Genomic DNA, 20,537 nt, shown 5'->3' with positions numbered 1-20,537 from the left:
CTAACTCCGGACCGGCGCCCCGAAACTAACCTGAGTCGGGGCTTGTCAAGTTTCCTGGTCGCGAGCTATATAAGAAGGCGTAGGGCATCGCACCCACGGAGTCTGTGGAAAGGAGATGGACTGTGATGCTCATGCGTACCGACCCCTTCCGCGAGTTCGACCGGCTCGCGCAGCAGGTTCTCGGTTCCACCGCCCGTCCCGCCGCGATGGCGATGGACGCGTACCGGTCGGGGGACGAGTTCGTCGTCCACTTCGACCTCCCCGGTGTCGACCCCGAGACGATCGAGCTGGACGTCGAACGCAACGTCCTGAACGTCCGCGCCGAGCGCCGCATCCCCGCCCCTGAGGGCGCGGAGATGATCGTCGCCGAACGCCCCACGGGCTCGTTCACCCGTCAGCTCTTCCTCGGTGACACCCTCGACACGGAACGTATCGACGCCTCGTACGACGCCGGCGTCCTCACCCTGCGCATCCCGGTGGCCGAGCAGGCCAAGCCGCGCCGGATCCAGATCACGGGCGGCGACAGCGGCCGCAAGGAGATCAGCCGCTGAGCGCGGCGGCTCGAAGAACAGGCAAGGCCTCGAAGAACAGGCAAGGCAGTGGCGCTCCCGCGGAGCGGCAGGTCCGCCCGCGGGGCGCAACGACCCCCAGGAGACCCGTACATGAGCGCACTCAGCGCGGATCGAGCGACCAGAACGGCACGGTGGAGCGACCTCGTCGACGCCGTGCGCGAGGCCGGACAGTACGCGACCACGGCGGAGGCGGAACGTGTCGTCCGCGTCGTCCTGTCCACCCTCGGCGGCCATGTCACCGGCGACGAACGTGTCGACCTCGCCCGGGCCCTGCCCGAGGAGGCCGCCAGGCTTGTCGCCTCCCGGATCCCGCTCAACAGGCCCCTGACGGCACCGGAGTTCGTGGACGCCGTGGCCGGCCGCATCGAGGGTGCGACCCCGGCGACGGCCCGCTGGGACGTCAGCTCGGTCCTGAGCGTGCTGCCGGAGCTGGTGGGCGACGAGCTCGTGGACCGCGTTCTGGACCGGCTGCCTTCCGGTTACGCCCTGTTGTTCGGCAAGGCGGAACTGACCCCCGCGGCGGCCTGACGCCCCCGCCCGCCCCGCCTAGAGGGCTTCGCCCTTCCGCGCCTCGGCCCGCAGCCGCAGCTCCGTCACATACCCGGCGGAGACGACACAGCCGACGGCGGCGAGGGCGAGGCCCACGGCGGCGGGATTGACGTAGCCGGGAATCACGTCGGCGGTGTAGCTGCCGCCGCCCGTCATCTTGCAGTCGAACGAGAGGGGGAAGAAGCCCACCGAGTAGTCGATGACATGGACGACCCGGTCGTCCCCACGGCACGGGGGGATCGGCGCAGAGCCCGTGCCGCCGTCTTCCGCCTCCAGGAACGCCCCGGCCAGATGCAACAGCCCCCACACGTACGCGGCGACCGCCCCGCTCATCGCGAGCACGGCGGTGCCGCGCAGACGCGGAATCAACGACGACGACATCCCGGCCCCTGACTGCCTCGTTTCCGGGTCCGCCGAGTTCAGCAGCACGGGAGGTGTACGGCTGTGACGGAGCCCACACCTCCGGCAACAGGGCTGTCACAGACAGAACGTGGAAAACGGCTGGCGCGAAGGGCGCGGGCGGGCGAGTCTTCCCTCACACGACGAGGAGGGCCCGATGGCGTACGTCTTCCTGGAGACCGAACGGCTGCGGCTGCGGGCCTTCGCCGAGGCCGACCTCGACCACCTCGTGGCCCTGGACGGCGACCCCGAGGTGATGCGCTACCTCACCGGCGGCGAGCAGCCGTGAACGCCGGCCGTGCTCTCCTCTACCTGGACGTCGACGGCCCCCTGAACCCCTACGCCGCCCGGCCCGAACGCCGCCCCGAGGGCTACACCACCCACCGCATGAAGCCCGAGGGCTGGATCGCCCAGCATCCCGGCCTGCCCCCGCCCGCCGTCAAGCCCCTGCGGGTCTGGCTCAACCCCGACCACGGACCCGCGCTGCTGGCCCTGGCGGACCGCTACGAACTCGTCTGGGCAACCATGTGGCGCCACGAGGCGAACACCTTCATCGCCCCGGTCCTCGGCCTCCCGGATCTCCCCGTCGTCGACTGGCCCACGACCCTCACCCCCGGCCCGACCGGCACGTTCTGGAAGACCCACCACCTCGTCACCCACGCCGACGGCCGCCCCTTCGCCTGGCTCGACGACGAACTCGACGACCGGGACCGGGAGTTCGTGGCCGCTCACCATGACGGTCCGGCTCTGCTGCATCGGGTGGATCCCCGGGTGGGGCTGCGCGAAGGGGACTTCGAGACGGTGGCGGAGTTCGCGCGAGGGCTGTGACGCGGTGACGCTGTGGGGGGGTGCTGCGGTGACGCGGTCCGGCCGACCGCCGTTACCCACGGCCCCTCACACCTCGTCGAGCAGCGTCGCCAGACCGTGGTCGAGGCCCGGGCCCAGGTTCTCGGCGCCCATCTCGACGACGTCGTAGGAGCGCAGCAGGAAGCGGCGGAGGCCGGCCGTGCCGAAGCGGATCACGGCGAGGCCCAGCGGTGAGCGGAACTCGATGACGGTCCGGGCCCAGCCGGACGGCCGTATCCGTACGTCCCCCTCCCCGGCGGGTCTCCCGAGCCCCTCCTCCAGCAGCGTCCGCGCGAACATCCACGTCACGCCCTGGCCGTCGGCCGAGACCTGCGCGGGGAAGTCGATGTGCACGGCGAACGGATCGGCGGAGTCGTAGCGCAGCGTGGGGCGCAGCGGGAGTTCGGGGTGGCCCGGAGTGATCAGGCGGGCGCGGACGGTCTGTTGCAGGGTGGTGAGGCGCATGAGCGGGGTCTCCGGATCGGCTGCGAGGCGGGGGCGGTTGTGTATCAATTGCCCCCTCGAGCCGCGGAAGTGCCCACTGATGACGCGAAGGCCGGAGTTCAATGCTGTGATCTGCGTCACGGTCGCACGGCCGGAGTGAATGGGCCGCGAAAGACCCCGCCCACACCGGACGCCGGGAGCCTCTCAGCACCGGCGACGACTGCGGCCCCGAGGAGATCGACATCGACACCAAGCGCTTCGTCGATGGCTTCGAGCTCATCGATCCGGGCGTGGCCCAGGTCCCGTCAGGCGCCCGGACACACCCCCGCCGCCCCGCTCGCAGGGGATCGGCTTCTACGGCGGGGTGGCCCGCAAGCCCGCCTGAACCCTTGCCGCCCTACTGCCTTACTGGTGGTACGGCTGCTGCGGGGCCTGTCCGCCGGACACCTGGCCCCCCTGCCCGCCCCCGGCGGCCGCCTGCGCCTGAAGCTGCTCCGCCTCCTGCGAGGTCACCTTGTTCTCCGCACCGCAGAAGGTGCACTGCGTCGCGTACTTGGTGGAGATCGGGAACAGCGGCACGAAGAACAGCGTGAACTTCGTGACGCGCTTGCGCAGGGTGTGCGCCGCCGGGTTCCCGCAGCGCCCGCACACCATGGTGAGTATCGCGAGCTGGTACAGGTATCCCTTGGTGCCAAAGAGGATGAGCATGGTGTCGTCGCCTTCCGGGGTCGTTGCTTGAGACGCAGTATCCCCGTAGTCCATGACATGCCTGGTCGCGCGGTCCAAGAAGGTCGGCTGGAGCGACCGGCCAAGCAGGGCATCCGGATCCGGATCCGGACCTGCGGTTCAGGCCCCCTCGCCCCCCAGCCGGCTCAGCGCCTCCAGGGCCTCACGCTCGATGCGTGACAGTTCGAGGAGCGTGGCGCCCGCCTGTACGAGGTACTGCTCCTCGCCCGACTCACCGGCCCGGGTGATCAGCGCCGAGACCTGCGTCCACAGGGCGGCCGCCTCGGCGTACAGCCGGTGTCCGGTGCGCAGGTGGTCACTGTCGAGCAGTTCGGCGCACTCCGCGAGGAAGTCGCGGTAGAGATTACGGAACAGAGCGCCGCCCGTACCGGCCTGCTCCATCAGGAGGGCGGCCTGCGGCAGGTCCCGCCGCGGGTCCTCGCTCCGCCGCAGCCAGGTGCGGACCAGCTTGCCGCTCTTCTCGATGCCACGGCGACCGAGGTTGGCGATGGGCGGGTTGAGAAAAGCGCCCGCGCAGGCGGTGATGGCGGGAACGACCCTCTCGAACTGCGGGCAGGCCCTGGGGCGCGGTGAGGGTGAAGGACCGGTGCCTGGCGGTCATCGGCCCACGCGCGGCCCGAGCCTGAGCGAGACCGCCGAGACTCGTGGACACCGCTCCGCCCTGCTGCTCGGTGTCCACCAGGTAGGCCACGTGGTCGTCGTAGCCGTACATGGCGACGACATGACCACCGAAGTGCACCTTCGACCCGAAGTAGTCCAGGTGATAACTGTCGAGCTGCAGCCCCAGGGGCCAGCCGCCCTCGACGACCTCCACCACGTTCGCCCGGGCCTTCCGCGGCGAGGTGGTCTCCTGCACCACGAGATCCAGCCCCAGCGCGTCGGCCAGATTCCGAGTGAGCTCGAACGGCTTGACCCGCCCCCCGAGGAAGGGGAATTCCATGCTCTTGCTGTCCCAGTAGACGAAGGAGAGCCCGCGGCCCAGGCCGAAGAGCATGGGTTCGGAGAGATCGATGCCCTGGTGGCGTAGCAGTACGCCGAGGGTGGTCGTCTCGCAGTGCTGCATGGCGCGGACGTCGATGCCGTTCACGGTGGTCACGCGGTGCTCTCCTGGATGGGGTGATCGGCCGGGACATCAGTCCTTCATGCGTGCTGGGTCATGACTACTACGCCCAGGGAGACAGCCAACATGCCCGACTCGGACAGCCAGGTCCATACTGCGCCGCGGCCGCGAGACATTCACCCACCCCGCTGGCAATGCCCCACCCGTGCCCTTCGACGCTCCTTGGCCATGGAGCAGCGCGTCAGCTGTAGACCCAGAAGGCCAGGGCATTGCTGATCAGCTCCTTGGCCGGGTCTCCGAAACACCCCGCCTGGCTGGGACCGTCGAACGCCTTCTCGTGGAGGGCGAGTTCGTCGCCTTCTCGTGGAGGGCGAGTTCGTCCGGGTCGGTGATGTCCACGCCAGTTGATACGAGCTCGTAGTGGGCTCGGCTGTTGTCGTACATGTTGAAGCCGGGCATAGGGACCACACCCACCTCGGCGACGGTGTTAGCGGGTAGATTGCACTGAGCCTCCTGGCTTCCGGCTGGCCAGTGAATCAACGAGAGCGGGAACGCATGCGTGGGAGCACTCCTCAGCACTACACGATCGCAGACTTCCTGAAGTGGGATGATGACAAAGAACTCATACTCAACCCCAAGTTTCAGCGAGGTCCTGTTTGGCCATCCCCGGCTCGCAGCTATCTTATTGACTCCATCTTGCGCGGGTACCCCATTCCGAAACTCTTGCTGCGCACAACTGTGGATCGGGATACTCGACGGACTATCCGTGACGTAGTAGATGGACAGCAGCGACTCAGGGCAATCATAGACTTCGCGTCAGGAAAATTTGCTCTGGGTCCAAAGGCTGGAGACCTGAAAGGGCTGCGTTACGCGAATCTTGACGATGACCTGAAGGATTCGTTCCTCGAGTATAAACTTACGTGTGAGCAGCTAATCAACGCCACGGATGAGGATGTTCTTGAGGTCTTCGTTCGTATCAACTCGTACGCAATTCCGGTAAACGAGGCAGAGTTGCGCAATGCGCGATTTGATAATGATTTCAGTGCCCTGGTGAAATCGATTGTTCGCCGCGTTAAGCCCCTCTGGGACCTGGGTGTGATCTCGAACAGGGATCGGGTTCGAATGTCGGACCAATCGTTCGTTGCTGAGATTCTAGGTTTTTGGCTCGAAGGTGTTACAGACGGCGGCGAGCCGCGAATTACCCGTCTATATGAAACTTGCAAAGAGTCCACTCCTGATGAACTCCCAGTCGAAGATGAGGTCGTAGCAATACTTCTTGAGGCGGCAGGCCTTCTTGAGGACTTTGCCAAAGAACCCATTGTGCAACGCCCCCACTCGCTGATGATCATCGCGGCGCTGATGTATGTTCACAAAAAGCTTCCTGCTGGCCGTCTATCCTTCGATAAGGTTCCCGAGCCAGGTAAACTGCTAACATCCAAGGAAAAGGCAGTCGAGTCTCTGGGTGCGCTGAACGTAGTTCTCGGCAGTCCGGCTGAAGACGTGTCGGGCTTTGTGGCCCTTGTGGAGTCCAAGACGAGCACACAGCGAATCCGTAGCCGCCAGATTCGATTCGAGTACTTCTGCCGAGCCCTCGCCGGACAGTATGCTGAGTAGGGCTAACGGTGTCTGTGATATCGAGCAAGCTGCAGGATGTTGTAGACGCATTTGCAGCCGAAGCCTCAGCTATTGAGGCTGTCTTTCATGCGTCTACTGGCTCAGTAACTGTATCCAGCCAAGTAATCGACTATGATCCCATTGATGATGGATGTGTCGTTTCCCTTTGGGATTCATGGAACCGCTTCATGCGAGGGCTGCTCCTATCGTCGTGTTCCTCGATCCAGGTCACGGGTACGTCTGGAAGTCTCTATTCTCCTGCGGCGGCCCTGGCTGAAAGGCAAGCGGTAGACCTTTTAGTCCGAGCGTCGAGATCGCGATCCAATAGTGTTCGGGCAATGGCCGGCGAGCCATCTTGGTACGATCAGAACGCGATATCTGACATGACGCAGGAGTTGCAGCTAAATAATTCTCAGCAAATAATAACGGCAGTTACTTCGTCATCGGTTTCGCTCGGCGCCGGATTCGTCTCTAGTAATCCAATTGAAGAAATAAGAGTAATTAGAAATTTCATTGCCCATAAGGGTAGTAATTCTCTACTGAGGGCTCGCCGTTACATGAGTGGCCATGTCACCGCTCATACTCATGACCTCCAGCTTGGTGGGGTCACACGCTTCAGACAGTGGATAGATTCCCTAACGGCGATTGCTGAAGCGGCGGCCGTCTGACAAAGATGCGTCCCCCCTCTGAAAGAGGGGGGACGAAAATCTAAGCCTTGTCTCAGTGAACCGTGGCTTCGATCGCCGAGGGGAGATAGGGCTGAATTCTCTCGCCGTGGCTTAGATCTCGATGCGATTCTCCACCTTGCGGCCCTTGTTCCAGGCGTTTCCAACCATCCGGTAGGCAGTGCTGACGCGAGAGCCGGTGCCGCTGTTGTTGAAGCCGCCACGGGACGACTGGCTGAGGATCTCGGAGCGCCACTTGGCAGCCGAGCCCATCCGCTCTATCTTCCTGGCAAGCTCTTTGTCCTCGACGAGGTCACCATGGCGGCCAAGGAACATGCCTATGCCGCCGAGGAGCATGCCGTCCCACGATTCCGCGGCGCGCCCCCAGGCATCCTCGGCGATGGAAAGCGTCCGATCGAAAATGGGAGCTCCGTAGCGATCGGTGATCTGAAGCACCCCTGACACGGCGCCGACGCTGTTCGTGGATGAGGAGCCCAAGGCCAGGCCGTGCTTCTTCAGGATGCGATCGGTGTCGACGAAGAGCGGCACGCCACCGGTGAGACCCACGTGGTATTCGTCGATAGGGCGGGGCTTGTGCGATTCACGGTTTTTGATCAGGAAGAGAATGGCTTCCTGGGCTTGCGTTAGGCCATGATGGATGTCGGCCCGGATGGTGGGGATCCCTGCGAGGGCGCATGCGCGCCAACGGTGCTGGCCGTCAACGATGTAGAGGTCACCGTCAACCCGCTGAGAGACGACGATGGAGCCGATGGCTTCTCGAACCAGGTGATTCGCGATGTTCTGCGCGCGCTTTTCGTTCAGAGTGCGCTGCGCTTGGGGGTCGATGCTGAGGGCACTGATCGCGACCTCCTTCCCGTAGTCCACTTCGTGGACCGGGAGTTCGAACGTGTACCGAGCCTTAGGCATGAATGTGCCCTTCTGCACCACGTTTCGGGGATGGTCGGCGATGCCGGATTTTGGGAAGCGGTGCACAAGGGATGTTAATAGTGTGGTTCTTCTGCTTCAAGTAGTTTGAGGCGTAAGGGGGGTGAGGTGCCCGCCCATCCTTGTCAGGTGCGAAACGCCCTACGGTTCAAGCCCTGTATGAAGGCTTGCCAGGCGTGACCCGTGAAGGTCACGATCGGGCTGTCCGCTTGCTTTGAGTCGCGTACTAGGGCGTCGCTGCCGACGTGGGTGGCTTCGACGCATTCGGTCCCACTCCCACCGCTGTAGGAGGACTTGAACCACTGGTGCGTCGAGGTCGCCGTCATCTGGACTCCTTGCTCATGCGGTGGACGATCTCTGCCGAGGACTCGAGATCCAGTGCCTGTGCGCTGAGATACTCGAACGCCAATCTATAACGCTCAAGTTCGGGCCGCTTCTCCATGAACAATCCACCGCCGAGGAGATCCAGGTACACCACATCCAGTTCTGGAGTAGGGCCCCGCAAGACAGCGAAGCTGCCAACGGCTGCGGCGTGAGCCCCTGTTGAGAAGGGGAGCACCTGCACCGTGATGTGGGGTTGGCGTGACATGGTGAGAAGGTGCTGGAGCTGGACCCGCATAACGTCGCGGCCGCCTACTTGACGCCGAAGCGCGGCCTCATCGATCACGCACCAGATGTGTGGTGGGTCTTCGCGGTCGAGGAGCTCTTGGCGCTTCATGCGGATGTCGACCATGTGCTGCACTTCCCGCTCTGGACAGTGCACTTCAGATGCTCGATGAACGGCCTCGGCGTAGGCCCGGGTCTGAAGTAGGCCGGGGATGTACATGCACGCGTAGTGATCCTCGCGTACGACTTCGTTCTCAAGCGTGAGCATCAGGTTCATCGACTCAGGGATGGGGTCGGCGAGAGATCGCCACCACCCCTGGATCTTGGCGCCCTTCGCAAGCTCCACTAGAGCGAGGCGTTCCTCATCGGAAGCGTCGTACTCGCGACAAAGGGCGTCGACAGCCGGCCACTTGACCGTGCCCTCCTTGGTCTCGTAACGGCTGAGAGTCGCCTTCGAGATGCCTACGCGGGCGCCTGCCTCTTCGAGGGTCAGCCCCTTTCGTTCGCGGAGACGGCGGAGGTCGGCGCCGAGTTGGCGCCTTCGTGTCGTGGGTCCAACTGCCATTCCTACGGCCCTTCGTGTCGATCAGCAGATCGTCCTGGTTGTCCCAAGTGGACGGCAAGGTGGCGTGCGCCGGGGGCGCTCGCTGGGCACCTGCACCACCAGAGGCGAGAAGTGAGAGTTCCATTTTGAGAGTTCCAATGCAACTCTCTGTATGCGGGTGGATGTACTCCGCATCTCGACTCGAAGGTAGAGGTGTTGATGGATGGACTGCATCGCTGGTGTCTCAAGGAAGCCCTGGAGCCTTCCCTTCACGGCAGAACCGCAGGAGGTCGCGGCGCTACGGCGGATCATGCGGCTTCACTTGGGGCTGTGGGGCCTTCACGGAGTCATCGATGCTGCTCAGCTCTGTGTGAGCGAGCTCGTGTCGAACGTCATCAGTCATGTGGGCACCGGTACGCCCGGCACCCTCGTCGTGTCTATGAGTGGAACCCGTGTACGGATCGAGGTTCACGACTCCGACACCCGTGCCCTGCCGGTGCTCCTCGATGCCGAGCTGGATGCCGAGTCCGGCAGAGGAATGGCGCTGGTCAGCGCTGTCACCGACCGTTGGGGCGTTCAGCTCCAGGCTGACCACAAAGTGACATGGTGTGAGCTGCCGACAGAGTTGCCTTCAGCCGAGGGGCACTCAGGGGGTGCTCGGGTGAACCGAGTGGAGTCTTTGCTGAGAGGCTACGGCTGCGAGCGGGAGCACCTGTGGCTGGCAGGAACCGGAGCGGTGGCGGTGGTCGAAGAAGCGGCGATCGATGTGATGGTCGACGTCCTTCACTGGTTGAGGGCTCACGGACGCGACGCCGACGAGGCTCTTGACCGCGCACAGACCCGCTTCGAGGTGGAGGCTGAAGAGACTGAAGTCCTCACCACCTGAAGGAATTGAGTGAGGGATCGGGCCACGGACGGCGCTGAAAGGCCTGATCACGTCTGCCGATGGTGGCCCGAATCCTCCGTGACTATCCGGCCGCAATGGTCGAGTAAGTCCAGACATCGGCCGGGAGCTCGTGATGGAGGTCCCACGTGATCGCCATCGGCTTGCTGCCGGCGTGATCCACGTACGTAGCCGGGCCCAGGAACATCCACGGCTCCGACTTGCCGATCGCGTTGCGCTTGTAGCGGCGGAGGAACAACAGGATGTGGCTCCCTTGCTGCTTGTGTCGCTGGTAGCGCAGACCTGTCGGGGAATTCTCCGGAGTGTTGCCCTGCGACTCCCAGTGGAAGCGGGTGGGACTGATCGCGTAGTCCTTGTAACGGACGCTGGGAGAGAAGTCCCGCTCGTTCTTCTCCAAGGTGATCAGCAGGGCATCCGTCTTGATCTCCTCGATCCAGCTCACGCCTTGGCTGAAGACTCCGGGCATCTGTCCACCCAGGCGGGCAACCCCCAACGCGGCCAAGACCTCGGAACGGTTGTACGCGCTGTGGATCTTCAGGGGGAGGTGGCTGAGCGGTCCATCAAGGGCGATGGGGAAGTGGTCGGTGCGGTCGAGGACATACGACAGCACCTGCTGGAGTTCGTCCCGGAGCAGGCGCTGGGCCCGAAGGGATTCAAGGCCATCCCGATAGCCGGAGAAGCCGCCCGCCTTGTCCCACAGGTTGAAGAAGAGCATGCGGGCGTATGCCTGTTCGGCGTGGGTGAGGGAGTCGTAATCAGGGGCGTCGTCGGCGAGTAGGCGCAAATACATCTGAGCCCGTTCGGGATCGTCGACGTGGAGAAAAGCGTGGACGCGCTTGAGGAGGTCCTCTTCGCCGGGCGGCGGGGCCTCCTTCACGACGCCCGCCTTACGCAAGACCTTGGTCCACGAGTTGTCGCTCTTGTAGAGCTCCTTGATGTCCCGCCTGCTCTCGCGCAGATAGGCATCGAGCGTGGGCGTGCTGTAGTCCCTGACTTCCTTGGCGAGCGTGTTGATGGTGGCGTTGAGCTGCGTGCGGATGTTGTCGAGCACGAGCTTCTTGGACTTCCCCTCCAAGATGATCTGGCAGCCGGATGGGAGGTGGGGGAAGTCACGCTCGATGCTGTCGACCAGTCGGTTGCGAGACAGGTTCGTCAGCGCGCGGAACTGCTCCTCGAAGCGGAACTCGGCCCGGTGCTGGCCGATGAAGTCAAGAACCGTCAGCACCGGTTTGTTCGGCGTACGGCGAAGGCCGCGCCCCAGTTGCTGCAAGAAGACGGTCGCGCTGTTCGTGGGGCGCAGGAGAAGGAGGGTGTCGACGTCGGGGATGTCCAGGCCCTCGTTGAACAAGTCCACCGAGAAGATGACTTGGATCTTGCCGTCTTTGAGATCCGTCAGTGTCCGCTCGCGCTCTGCGGCAGTCGAGTCACTGTCGAGAGCTGCAGCCTGGAAGCCGACCTTCTCGAACTGCCTCGCCATGAAATGCGCGTGTGCTTTGGTCACGCAGAAACCCAGGGCCCGCATGGCCGCAGGGTTGGCGATCTTGTCTTTGACCTGCTTGATGACGATGTGAGCCCGAGCGTCACTGGCCGTGTAGACATTGCCGAGTTCGTCCCGGTCGTAGGAACCCGCACGCCAATTCAACTGAGTCAGATCCGTGCCATCCGGGATTCCGAAGTAGTGGAAAGGACACAGCAGGTCGGCTTCGAGCGCCTCCCACAGGCGCATTTCGGCAGCGATCCGGCCGTCGAAGAATTCGTCTTGGACGTTGAGCCCGTCCATCCTCTCGGGCGTCGCGGTGAGACCGAGCAGCTCCGTCGGCTTGAAGTGGTCCAGGACGCGGCGGTATGTGCTCGCCATGGCGTGGTGGAACTCGTCGATGACGATCACGTCGAAGTGGTCCGGTGCGAGCTGTTCCAGGCGCTGGAGGTTGAGGGACTGGACGCTGGCGAAGACGTGAGTCCATTCGCTGGGCTCCTGGCCGTTGAAGAGCAACTCGCCGAAGGAAGCGTTGGCGAGTACCTCTTGGTAGGTGCGCAGAGATTGCTTCAGGATCTCCTTGCGATGTGCGACGAAAAGGAGCCGGGGGAGCTGCCCCGCTTGCTGGTCACGCATGGTGCGGTAGTCCAGAGCCGCCATGACGGTCTTGCCGGTGCCCGTCGCCGCGACCAGGAGGTTCTCGTGGTGGCCGCGAATCACGCGTTCGACGCGAAGGCGTTCCAGCATGTCCCGCTGGTGCGGGAACGGCTGTACTTCGAGTCCGGAAAGGTTGATCTTGAGGTCGTCGCCTGACCCGCCTCCGCCCGCCCGGGCCAGGGCGTCGGTGAGTCGCTCGCCGTCCTCATCGGGGTCGTACGACTCGAAGGAGGAGTCGTTCCAGTACGCGTCGAATGTCGCCTCGAACTTGTCGAGCACTCGGGGCGTAGCGACCGACGACAGCCTTACGTTCCACTCCAGACCGTCCAGCAGCGCGGCCTTGGACAGGTTGGAGCTGCCCACGTAGGCCGTATTGAAGCCGGTATTACGACGGAACAACCAGGCCTTCGCATGAAGTCGCGTCGATCGGATCTCGTAATTGACCTTGACCTCGGCGCCGAATTCTCGCACCAGCCGGTCCACGGCGTGGCGGTCCGTGGCTCCGATGTAGGTGGTCGTGATGACCCGGATTTTGGCTCCCCGCTCCGTCGCCGCGCGGAGCGAATCTTCGAGCACTCTTATGCCATGCCACTTGACGAATGCACACAGCAAGTCGATGCGGTTGGCCGTCGCGAGTTCCGCACGCAGTTCGGCGCCCAGATTGGGGTCGTCCGGAGCGTTGGTGATCAGAGCCGTCTCGGAGAGGGGTGTCAGCGGACGGATCGCGTATACGCCAGGGGCCTCCGGTTCGGCGACGGCTAGCAACTGGCGAGGACCATCGGCGATGCTGCTGCTGATCCCGTCCTCGTCCGGGTCGGGCGCGCTGGCTGCCAACGACTGCATGATGCGGTTGGCGACGGCCACCGCCTCCTTCTGGGAGAGCTGGGCCAGCCTGCGTCCCACCGCCTCGCCGATGTGTCGGGCCAGTACGTGGGGCGTGGACTCCTTGCTCACCTCCGCGTCGATGGCCTTCCATCCTGCGGCTTCGAGGTCCACCATCTGATCCTGAAGATCCTGCGTGACGAGCCTTTCGTAGACGCCCTCGCCCAACTGTGTCGGGTCCCCCGCATCCGCCACGACTGCTCCTTCGATCTCTCCCACCGATAGGGATCAGTTCTAACAGCAACCACTGACAATCGAAGGCGTCGTGTAGACAAGCGATCATTTTCAGGCAGTCGAGACCTGGTCAGATCGCGCCACAGGTGCTGGCCTGGCCGGCGACCTCCTCCTTCGCCAAGAAGGGGCTGACCACCAAGGACATGGCCGCCGCGGAACCGGCGGTCTGCAAGCCTCGGGGGCGCACACCGTGCGCTGCACCTATGAAGTCGCCGTCACCCGCGCCGAAGCCGACGGTTCCCCGCGGGGTCTTGCCGGGGACGGCGGCACGACGCTAAACACGTAGGCGGCGGACTTCACCGCTGGGTGATCCGCACACACGCGTGATTGTGGCGCGCGTGCAGTCGAGGCGACGTGCGCCCTTCTGCCCCGAGCGCCGTGAAGTTGGCCCCCGGAGCGGGTTCGGAGAAAAGGTGTTCCGGTAGCGCCGGATCCCCGACAGTGGTGCGGCCGAGGAGCTGACGGCCGAGGTCTTCCGGACCGCGTGGGAGCGCGTGCTCAAGGGCGGCGAGGTGGGCTCCGGCTGGCTGACGCAGGTGGGGGCCATTGTCAGCAAAGACTCAACGCGTGAACGGCCCTGCAACACAGCGAGCATGCGCCAACTTCAAAACCACTGGTCAGGAGGTCTTCCGTCACGTTCGTTCGGGGTGCTCGTGCTGGTCGTGGGCAGCTGTCTGCGCTGTAGATCGTCTGGCAGGGCGGCTTCGCCGGTTCCTGCCCGCCGCTGCCGGTACGCCTTCTACGATCCGGTCCATGGTGGACCCCGAGACGCTGGAACGGATCGCGGTCCCGAGCGCGGGCCGGCTGCGCCGTCTCACCGGCTTTAGTTGAGGACGGCATTGATCCTTGAGAGGGCGGTGGTGAGGTCGGTCAGGCCGTGTTGGATCGTGGCCATCCCCTGGGACGCGCGGGCCGTGTTCTTCTTCTGCACCCCGTCGGAGCAGATGTAGCCGCCCTGCTGCAGCTGCGTCAGGGCCTTGCTCCACGACGCCTGGGCCTGGGTGTCAGGGATGGGCGGGTAAACCTGAGCAGCGCCGGCCTTCTGGGCCACGCTGAGGCAGCCCAAGGATTGCATGACGGGATCGTTGGCGCTCTTGGCGGTCTTGCGCGCCGAGTCGCTGAGCGCTGTGATCTTCGCCCGGCCGCCCTGCTCGTACCAACTGGCGACCTGTCGGGCTGCGTCGGCAGTGGGGGTGGACGTGGGCGTCGCGGTGGCCGTGGTTGCCGAGGCGGGCGGGCTGGGCGGCGCGCTGGTGGCGGTGGTACTGCCCTGATTGCTCCCGCAGCCGCTGAGCAGCACTGCGGCGGCCATGACGGTCACGGTGATCGCGGCGGTCGAGGTAAAAGGTGACGGGACGCGGTCGCGCATGGGAGCCCCTTGATTGACGAGCGATCAGGTTTTCACGGACTGGACGTGCGTGGTCCGACCGTGATCGATTTGTTGCGTGCCCCGAGCATGCCGCAGGGACGGTGAAGGCGGGGTCGGCTGATCTGTTCGGCCCAGCTCACCAAACTCCGCACCGACCCCACCCGCGCCACCCACCTCCTGCGCGCCCTGGTTACCTGACGTCGACGAAGTCGCCGGGCGCAGTCGCTGCGGCGGTGGTCGGGGTGCCCGCGAAGACGTAGCGGTAGAAGCCGTCGACCGTGGCCTTGGTGGTGGTCTTCAGGACGCCGGTGCTGTTGGTCTTGACCGTCTTGAGGGTGGTGTAGGTGTTGCTGCCCTTCTTGCGGAACTGAAGCTTCGCGGGCTGGGAGACGTAGCCCGCGTACTTGCCCGTCGACCAGTTCGCGCGGGCGAGCTTGCCCGTGACCGTGATGGTCTTGCCCTTCTTGACCGGCTCGGGCGTGGCGTTGGCGGTCAGTGTGGAGGCCTTCTTGATCGCGACGGTGGCGACGTCGTCGTTGTAGCTGGCGTTCGCGTACAGGTCCCAGGCGCCCAGGAACAGCTTCCAGGTCCCGGCCACGCCGTTGTCCTTCATGTCGGTGGCGGGGTGGATGTTGAAGACGGCCTTGCAGGTGTAGGTGCCCTGGGTCGCCGTCTCCGTGCAAACGGGGTCGTCGTCCGTCCCCAGGCCACCGGTGATGCCGTCCGTGGTCGAACTGTCGGTGCCCTGCCACAGGAAGGCCTCGGTGAGGGCGACGCCGTTCTGGTCCTTGGCGGTGTATGTGACGGTGACGGACTTCGTGCCGGTGGTGCCGAGGACGATGTCCTTGCCGCCGTTGATGACGGCGTTCGAGAACTTGGTGTTGCCCAACGAGTCTCTCGGCTGAACGGACTTCGAGGTGAAGGAACCGAGCTTCGCCGCCGCACCCGTCCGCTCCGCCGCCTGGGCGGCCACCGGAACAGCGAGCGCGGACAGAACGACGGTGCCCGAGATGACGGCGGCCGCAACGCGTATACGCATGAATCCCCCACGGGAATCTGAGAGGCCCGTCCAAGTCCCCCCTTGGCTGGGCCTGTTGATCTCCGCATCATAGGAACTCGGTTCGGGATCAGTGAAGATCCTTTGGGTAAATAGTGTGTCTTTCCCGGCGTAGGTGGGGGCGGCGCCCAGGGACCTGTCGGTGTCGAGCCGGTCCGCTGGACGCAGGCAGGCGGAGATTTCGTGAAAAAGCCGGGTGTTGACTCCGCGACAGGCGGAACATTCCGAGTGCTTCGTGTCATGTACCGGATTAGCGACATCTCACCACAGGAGTTGCGGATGAAGCGCTTACGGAGAACACAGCTGCTCGGCCTCGGTGTCATGGCTCTGATGCTTGGTCTGGTCGCCGCCCCGACCGCGCAGGCGGCACCGGCCGAGTCAGCAACTGCCGCCGCTCCTGCTGCTGTTGAGTGCAGCGGCAGTTGGGACGGCAAGTCCTACTGGGCCAAGAGCCCTTCGGGGAGCAACGGGGGCGGCTACGCGCGCACCTACTGGAACGCCTCGACCAAGCGGAACTGCGCGAAGTTCTTCTCCAGCCCCTACGACGGTCTGGCGTCCAACATCACGCTGTACCTCCACGACGAGAGCGGTGACTACGCCGCCGACCCGCCGCCGGAGCACCCGGCGAACTACCACTACTACGCCGGGCCGCTCTATACCTGGTTCGACGCGACCAATGAGTGCATCCACCTGAGCGGGTCACTGATCCGGGGCGGGGTGAAGTACACCCTCAGCACTCCGGACATCCGGTGCGGCTGATCCAGGGGCGTTGAACCGTCCAGCGGCACCGCTCACTTCACAGGTGCCGTCGGGCCGCCCGCTTCTTTGCAGTGTCGTGCTTCCGCGGACTGCCTCAAGGGGGCTCCCTGCGGTCGCGTCGCCTTCGGCGATCGGCCTGCGGCCGACCCTTGACCCAGTCCGCTCCAGCACGGGGAAGAAGCGAGCGGGCGGCCTGGAGGATGGGTGGCCCCGGTGGGTGGGGGAGGGGTTGGCTGCCCTGTGAGCAGAGTTGGATTTGCGCGTTCGCGCCTCGGCGGCACGCCCGGTTTGCTTAGCGACTTGCGGCCGGTGGGAGCGCGGGTGTGCCTCGGGTGGGGTGAAGGCGGAACACCAACTGCGCCGTGGAACAGCGAGGGGCCGAGAGCCGACCCGGCCCCTCCCCGCGTCACTCCCCGTGGCACTCCCCATAAACCCGCCCCGACCCGCACCAACACGCCGTCCCCCGCTGCGGCGGCCACTCCACCGCACGCCCACGCGCCGCCAGGGTCGTCGCGTACTGGGGGAGGAGTGAGGGCTCCGCCGGGGACGTGCCCTCCGAGGCTGCGAAGGCCTCGTACGACGGGACCGTGCCTGTCACGATGCCCAGGTTCGCCGTGCCGGAGGCCGACAGTTCGCGCAGGGACGCCTCTATCGTCGCCAGGTGCTCCTCGTGGGAGGGGTACTCCGCGGAGAGGGAAGGGTAGGCGTCGACCAGCTCCGTGAGTTCGGAGGCGGGCCAGTGCAGGACCGCTACCGGGAAGGGGCGGGACAGCGCCTGCCTGAACGTGCCGAGTTCCGCGCGCAGGCGGGAGATCTCCGCCTCCAGTTCCGCCGGGTTCTCCGAGCCGAGCGACCAGACGCGTTTCGGGTCGTGCAGTTCGTCCAGGGAGACCGGGGAGGTGTGGAGGGTGTCCGCCAGGACGTCCCAGTCGTCGTGGGGCAGGCCCAGCATGCGGCGGACGCGGTGGCGGCCGAACAGCAGCGGATGCGTGGAGTACGGCGGCTCCGCTACGTCTGTGAGGAGCACCCTGGCTCCCTCCGTGAACGTCTCCTGCGCCTGCTCCAGCTCGTCGTGGGACTCCAGGGCCTCCGCGACGATCACCCAGGGGGCCGGGTCCCGGGGTGATGCCACGCGGACGCCCTCGATGATCGCGCGGGCCTCGGCCTCATGGCCGTACTCCCAGAGGTTCGCGGCCTTCAGGGCGCGGACGAGAAACGGGTTCTCCAGGCTCCCCTGCGTGGCCAGCAGGCGGTCGTAGAGGGAGGACGCGGCAGGGCGGTCGCCGGCCAGTTCCAGATGGGCCGCGGCCTGCAGGAGCAGGGCTTCGGCGTCCTCGGGATACCGGTCGGCGGTCCGCTCCAGGCGCGCCGCTTCGGCGGTGTGGTCGACGTTCTCGGCAGGCGTGTCGGGGCGCATGGGTGACACCGTACTGCCGATCAGTGACAAAGAAGAGGGAGGTGCAGGCCAGGGCCCGGTTAACAGGAGAAGAGCCTCGGGCCCGGCCCGCACCCCCCGCCCCTTCACGTGTCACCTCAGATCGTCACGCCGTCGATCTGCAGCGTCTGCACGGCCTTCGCGGCGAACGGCACCGCCACCGACTTCCCGCTCAGGAAGGTGTTGGAGTACGACACGTACTTGTCGCCGCCCGTCGTCACCGTGTTCCAGCGCGGGACCAGGCCGCCGGAGCCGCCCGTCACCGTCGTGAACTTCGACAGGTCGAAGGTCAGGGTCTGGGCCGAGGTGGAGGTGTTCAGGGCCACGATGACCAGGCGCTTGGCCGAGGAGTCGTAGGCCGCGACCGCGTTGCTCACGCCCGTGTCGATGATCTTCATGCCGGGGCGGATGTGCCGGGCGAACTGGGCCATGACGTAGTACTTCGTCTGGACCGCGGTCGGCTGGAGGGTGCTCTGGTCGTACGCGATCATCGCCCAGCCCGTCGACGGGTCCATGACCTGCCAGTAGACCCAGGCCGTGGGGTGCAGCCAGCGGTAGTCGTAGAGCAGGTTGAAGGCCATGGTGTAGCCGGTGCCGTCGCTGTCACCGGTCTCGGAGTTCCACAGCTTCTTGCCGGCCGTGGTGACCACGTCCGTGTAGAGGAGGTCCCTGCGGCCGTTCGCGCCCTGGTAGCCGTGCACGTTGACCTGGTTGACGTACCCCTTCGTGGTCGAGCTGAAGGAGTTCCAGGTGGTGCGGGCGAGGTCGTAACTCGTCTCGTCGGAGGCCGAGATCTTCACGCCGGTCAGGCCACGGTTGTTCAACTCGCTGCGCAGGTACGGCAGTACGGCCGACTGGACCGTCGCGTCCATGTGGCAGCCCTCCTGCGTGCCGGTCGCCGTCCACCAGGACGAGGAGGGCTCGTTGAAGGCGTCGACCGTCGAGAAGTTCACACCCCAGTTGTTCTTGGCGTACAGGGCGGTCGCGGCCAGGTGGGAGGCGTGCTGGCGGTAGTTCCAGGTTTGCAGGTTGTTGCCCCCGCCCGAGGCGCCCGACGGGTTGTGATTGCTGCACATCCACCACAGCGGGGAGTTGGCGAAGAGCTCGGAGGTCGCGCCCCTCGACGTCGCCTTCACCAGCATCGCCCGCTGGTTCGCGTCGGCCGTCCAGTCCCACGCCGAGGACGTCGGGTCCTCGTTGTTCCAGTCCTGCCAGTAGCCCTCGATCTGCTTGAAGGCGGGGATGTTCGGCGAGGCGGTCATCGACGTGCCGCCCACGGAGTTCCAGCTGGACGCGCCCAGGTTGTAGCGGGCGATGTTGAGGCCGAGGCCGGGGAGCGAAGTGCCGTTGTAGGACGTCGACTTGGTGGTGAAGAAGATGTCGGCGAAGTCGTCCCGGGCGCCGAACACGTTGGCCCACCAGGCCAGGGAGGTGCCCCAGCCCTCCCAGGTGCCGTACGACGTCCCCGGGCTGACCGCGATCGTTGCGTCCGCACGGGCGGTACCGGTGGCCAGCGCGCTGCCGAGGAGGGTGCCTCCTGCGGCTGTCAGCAGCGTTCTGCGTCGGATCATGGCTACTCCGAACTCCGATGGATCGGCGCGGCCTTCTGACCCGCGCCGTGGCCTGCCCCGTTCATGCCACGACGAAGCATCGGGTGCGGCCAATGGGGTTGTCGAGAGTTCTGACAGCCCTTCCTAAAACCTGTGGAGGAAGTTCGGTATGCCGGACGCGCCGACCGCTGCGCCGGGCGCACGGCGACCGCTCCGACCTCTCCACCCGCTCTACGAGGTTCGGCACTGGTGAGTTGGAGGCCCGGCCCTTATCGTGCGGGCGGCCCCGTCCGAGGAGGCGTGAGGTATGCAGCAGCGCGTCATGCACCACGGAGCCCGGCGCCGGCGCGAGCGGCGCCGACGCGCGGTGTGGACCGGTGGGGAGCTCCTGGTCACCGCAGGGATGGTCCTGCTGCTGCTCGTCGTGCACCAATTGTGGTGGACCAACCGGGAGGCCAAGGAGGGCGCTCAGCGGAAGGTCGAGGCGCTGGAGCGGCAGTGGGACCAGGAGGGGGGATCGGGTGCGGCGGGCGACGATCCCGGCGCGGCCTCCGACACGGCCTCCGACCCGAGCGCCGTTGCGGATTCCGGTACGGCCGTCCCGCCCTCTTCCTCGCCCGCTTCTCCGGCCGATGGCTCCGCGACCCCCGACCTGTCCAAGGCGTACGCCATCCTCGACATCCCCCGCCTCCACCTGCGCGTCCCCGTCGCCCAGGGCGTCGGCAAGCAGAGCGTTCTCAACAAGGGGTACGTCGGCCACTATCCCGGCACCGGGCAGCCGGGCGGCGCCGGGAACTTCGCGCTCGCCGGGCACCGCAACACCCACGGCGAGCCCTTCCGGTACATCAACCGCCTCACGCCCGGGGACACCGTCCGGGTGGAGACGCGGAGCGCGGTCTACACGTACGCCGTGGACAGGATCCTGCGCCAGACCTCGGCCCGCGACTCGGGAGTGCTCCGCCCCGTCCCGCGCTCGACGGTCCGTCCGAACTACGGCTACACCGTGCCCGGTCACTTCCTCACCCTCACCACGTGCACCCCGGAGTACACGTCCCGGTACCGGCTGGTGGTGTGGGGCAAGCTCGTGTCGAAGCGGCCGCGTTGAGGAGCTCAGTGCTCTCGCAGCTCCGTCACGCTCGCCGCCGCCACCAGTGCCAGGGCCGCCGAGACCAGCATCGCGAGGTCCGCGCCGTGGGCGAGGTCGCCGGCGGAGGAGGTGGCG

Annotated in this window: 20 protein-coding genes and 1 pseudogene; 9 read left to right on the top strand and 12 right to left on the bottom strand. The window is 65.6% G+C overall.

Features of this window, described 5'->3' with window-relative positions:
* Positions 1 to 125: 125 nt before the first annotated feature.
* Both ACIRP7_RS02440 and ACIRP7_RS02435 read left to right on the top strand, forming a co-directional pair.
* Positions 126 to 551, top strand: a complete 426-nt coding sequence (locus tag ACIRP7_RS02440; RefSeq protein WP_403652825.1) for an Hsp20/alpha crystallin family protein — start codon at positions 126 to 128, stop codon at positions 549 to 551.
* A 111-nt stretch (positions 552 to 662) separates the two neighbouring features.
* Positions 663 to 1,100: a DUF2267 domain-containing protein gene (locus tag ACIRP7_RS02435; RefSeq protein WP_403652822.1), complete on the top strand. Its 438-nt coding sequence runs from the start codon at positions 663 to 665 to the stop codon at positions 1,098 to 1,100.
* A gap of 18 nt (positions 1,101 to 1,118) precedes the next feature.
* Here the strand turns inward: ACIRP7_RS02435 and ACIRP7_RS02430 are convergent, their stop codons facing one another.
* Entirely contained in the window at positions 1,119 to 1,502 is a 384-nt protein-coding gene (locus ACIRP7_RS02430; protein ID WP_403652819.1) for a hypothetical protein, read from the bottom strand.
* 175 nt (positions 1,503 to 1,677) lie between these two features.
* On the opposite strand from ACIRP7_RS02430, the gene ACIRP7_RS02425 reads away from it, so the two are divergent.
* Both ACIRP7_RS02425 and ACIRP7_RS02420 read left to right on the top strand, forming a co-directional pair.
* The gene (locus tag ACIRP7_RS02425) at positions 1,678 to 1,809 is read left to right on the top strand and encodes a GNAT family N-acetyltransferase (RefSeq protein WP_403652816.1); all 132 of its coding nucleotides are present in this window, start codon (positions 1,678 to 1,680) and stop codon (positions 1,807 to 1,809) included.
* The gene (locus ACIRP7_RS02420; protein WP_403652813.1) at positions 1,806 to 2,348 is read left to right on the top strand and encodes an HAD domain-containing protein; all 543 of its coding nucleotides are present in this window, start codon (positions 1,806 to 1,808) and stop codon (positions 2,346 to 2,348) included. The genes ACIRP7_RS02425 and ACIRP7_RS02420 overlap by 4 nt, the downstream gene beginning before the upstream one ends.
* A 66-nt stretch (positions 2,349 to 2,414) precedes the next feature.
* On the opposite strand, the gene ACIRP7_RS02415 is transcribed toward ACIRP7_RS02420, so the two are convergent.
* The 3 genes and pseudogenes from ACIRP7_RS02415 to ACIRP7_RS02405 all read right to left on the bottom strand — a co-directional run bounded on the left by ACIRP7_RS02415 (position 2,415) and on the right by ACIRP7_RS02405 (position 4,653).
* Entirely contained in the window at positions 2,415 to 2,831 is a 417-nt protein-coding gene (locus tag ACIRP7_RS02415) for an SsgA family sporulation/cell division regulator (protein WP_403652811.1), read from the bottom strand.
* A 384-nt stretch (positions 2,832 to 3,215) separates the two neighbouring features.
* Complete coding sequence (locus tag ACIRP7_RS02410; RefSeq protein WP_352391268.1) at positions 3,216 to 3,518, bottom strand: zinc-ribbon domain-containing protein; 303 nt, start codon at positions 3,516 to 3,518, stop codon at positions 3,216 to 3,218.
* Between the two features lie 138 nt (positions 3,519 to 3,656).
* Positions 3,657 to 4,653: pseudogene (locus ACIRP7_RS02405) on the bottom strand (BtrH N-terminal domain-containing protein).
* 519 nt (positions 4,654 to 5,172) lie between these two features.
* Between ACIRP7_RS02405 and ACIRP7_RS02400 the strand changes: the two are divergent.
* Positions 5,173 to 6,231 carry a DUF262 domain-containing protein gene (locus ACIRP7_RS02400; protein ID WP_403652808.1) on the top strand — a complete coding sequence of 353 codons (1,059 nt, stop codon included), beginning with the start codon at positions 5,173 to 5,175 and terminating at the stop codon, positions 6,229 to 6,231.
* 779 nt (positions 6,232 to 7,010) lie between these two features.
* On the opposite strand, the gene ACIRP7_RS02395 is transcribed toward ACIRP7_RS02400, so the two are convergent.
* The 3 genes from ACIRP7_RS02395 to ACIRP7_RS02385 form a co-directional block, all read right to left on the bottom strand.
* Complete coding sequence (locus ACIRP7_RS02395; protein WP_403652805.1) at positions 7,011 to 7,844, bottom strand: DUF6551 family protein; 834 nt, start codon at positions 7,842 to 7,844, stop codon at positions 7,011 to 7,013.
* 122 nt (positions 7,845 to 7,966) lie between these two features.
* A complete protein-coding gene (locus ACIRP7_RS02390) occupies positions 7,967 to 8,167 on the bottom strand; it encodes a DUF397 domain-containing protein (RefSeq protein WP_403652804.1) in 201 nt (66 codons plus the stop codon).
* The gene (locus ACIRP7_RS02385) at positions 8,164 to 9,012 is read right to left on the bottom strand and encodes a helix-turn-helix domain-containing protein (RefSeq protein WP_403652801.1); all 849 of its coding nucleotides are present in this window, start codon (positions 9,010 to 9,012) and stop codon (positions 8,164 to 8,166) included. Before ACIRP7_RS02385 ends, ACIRP7_RS02390 begins: the two co-directional genes overlap by 4 nt.
* Positions 9,013 to 9,214: 202 nt before the next feature.
* On the opposite strand from ACIRP7_RS02385, the gene ACIRP7_RS02380 reads away from it, so the two are divergent.
* Positions 9,215 to 9,877 (top strand): ATP-binding protein, encoded by a 663-nt coding sequence (locus ACIRP7_RS02380; protein WP_403652798.1) that lies wholly within the window; start codon positions 9,215 to 9,217, stop codon positions 9,875 to 9,877.
* Between the two features lie 82 nt (positions 9,878 to 9,959).
* On the opposite strand, the gene ACIRP7_RS02375 is transcribed toward ACIRP7_RS02380, so the two are convergent.
* Positions 9,960 to 13,028 (bottom strand): DUF3427 domain-containing protein, encoded by a 3,069-nt coding sequence (locus ACIRP7_RS02375; protein WP_403653029.1) that lies wholly within the window; start codon positions 13,026 to 13,028, stop codon positions 9,960 to 9,962.
* Between the two features lie 203 nt (positions 13,029 to 13,231).
* Here ACIRP7_RS02375 and ACIRP7_RS02370 point away from each other — a divergent pair, with 203 nt between their 5' ends.
* Complete coding sequence (locus ACIRP7_RS02370) at positions 13,232 to 13,423, top strand: DUF5707 domain-containing protein (RefSeq protein WP_403652796.1); 192 nt, start codon at positions 13,232 to 13,234, stop codon at positions 13,421 to 13,423.
* Positions 13,424 to 13,968: 545 nt separating this feature from the next.
* On the opposite strand, the gene ACIRP7_RS02365 is transcribed toward ACIRP7_RS02370, so the two are convergent.
* Positions 13,969 to 14,514, bottom strand: coding sequence for a hypothetical protein (locus ACIRP7_RS02365; protein WP_403652793.1), 546 nt, complete (start codon positions 14,512 to 14,514; stop codon positions 13,969 to 13,971).
* A 190-nt stretch (positions 14,515 to 14,704) separates the two neighbouring features.
* Positions 14,705 to 15,553, bottom strand: a complete 849-nt coding sequence (locus tag ACIRP7_RS02360) for a hypothetical protein (RefSeq protein ID WP_403652790.1) — start codon at positions 15,551 to 15,553, stop codon at positions 14,705 to 14,707.
* A 297-nt stretch (positions 15,554 to 15,850) separates the two neighbouring features.
* Here ACIRP7_RS02360 and ACIRP7_RS02355 point away from each other — a divergent pair, with 297 nt between their 5' ends.
* Complete coding sequence (locus ACIRP7_RS02355; RefSeq protein WP_403652787.1) at positions 15,851 to 16,330, top strand: hypothetical protein; 480 nt, start codon at positions 15,851 to 15,853, stop codon at positions 16,328 to 16,330.
* A gap of 406 nt (positions 16,331 to 16,736) precedes the next feature.
* Here the strand turns inward: ACIRP7_RS02355 and ACIRP7_RS02350 are convergent, their stop codons facing one another.
* Positions 16,737 to 17,747 carry an SEC-C domain-containing protein gene (locus ACIRP7_RS02350; protein WP_403652784.1) on the bottom strand — a complete coding sequence of 337 codons (1,011 nt, stop codon included), beginning with the start codon at positions 17,745 to 17,747 and terminating at the stop codon, positions 16,737 to 16,739.
* A 116-nt stretch (positions 17,748 to 17,863) separates the two neighbouring features.
* A complete protein-coding gene (locus ACIRP7_RS02345) occupies positions 17,864 to 19,336 on the bottom strand; it encodes a beta-1,6-galactanase (protein ID WP_403652780.1) in 1,473 nt (490 codons plus the stop codon).
* A 286-nt stretch (positions 19,337 to 19,622) separates the two neighbouring features.
* Here ACIRP7_RS02345 and ACIRP7_RS02340 point away from each other — a divergent pair, with 286 nt between their 5' ends.
* Positions 19,623 to 20,420, top strand: coding sequence for a class E sortase (locus ACIRP7_RS02340; RefSeq protein WP_403652777.1), 798 nt, complete (start codon positions 19,623 to 19,625; stop codon positions 20,418 to 20,420).
* The last annotated feature ends 117 nt before the right edge of the window (positions 20,421 to 20,537 follow it).

This window comes from Streptomyces sp. NPDC102270 (genome assembly GCF_044766405.1).
In the GTDB taxonomy this organism is placed as follows: Bacteria; Actinomycetota; Actinomycetes; order Streptomycetales; family Streptomycetaceae; genus Streptomyces.
Note: the sequence above shows the minus strand (reverse complement) of the source record. Positions and strands in the feature narration are given on the sequence as shown.